Source organism: Streptomyces shenzhenensis (assembly GCF_003688995.1).
Lineage (GTDB): Bacteria > Actinomycetota > Actinomycetes > Streptomycetales > Streptomycetaceae > Streptomyces > Streptomyces shenzhenensis_A.
Map to the genome: position 1 here is coordinate 1 of NZ_PENI01000120.1, position 590 is coordinate 590.

General features: G+C 66.9%; 1 protein-coding gene. It reads right to left on the reverse strand.

Annotated features, from left to right (window positions below; all coding sequences use genetic code 11):
• Nucleotides 1-590: alpha amylase C-terminal domain-containing protein (locus CTZ28_RS46455; protein ID WP_183154930.1), on the reverse strand; the 590-nt coding region annotated here is incomplete at both ends.

The following is a 590-nucleotide window of genomic DNA, read 5'->3' on the forward strand; positions in this document are numbered from 1 at the left end:
ACATCGCTGCCGCCGTAGCGGGCGTTGTCGGTGTTGAGTGCCTCGTGCCATGCGGGGATGTCGTGGGGTACGCCGAGTCGGTAGTCGTGGCGGACGAGGGGGGAGAAGTGGGACACCGAGAGCAGGGGTGTTCCGTTCGCGTCGAGTCTGAGGAATGCGAGGACGTTGTCGTCGGCGGCGTCGGCGAGGATCCATTGGAATCCGGTGGGGTGGGTGTCGCGTTGCCAGAGGGCGGGGGTGGTGCGGTAGAGGGTGTTGAGGTCGCGTACGAGGTCGCGGGTGCCGCGGTGGTCGGGTTCGGCGGGGTGGGCGGGGTCGAGCAGCCACCAGTCGGGTCCGTGTGTGTCGGACCATTCGGTGGTCTGGGCGAACTCCTGGCCCATGAAGAGGAGTTGTTTGCCGGGGTGGGCCCACATGAAGGCGAGGTAGGCGCGGTGGTCGGCGTGTTGCTGCCACCGGTCGCCGGGCATTTTCGAGACCAGGGAGCGTTTGCCGTGCACGGTCTCGTCGTGGGAGATGGGCAGGATGTAGTTCTCGCTGTGGGCGTAGGCCAGGGAGAAGGTCATCTCGTGGTGGTGGTGGGTGCGGTG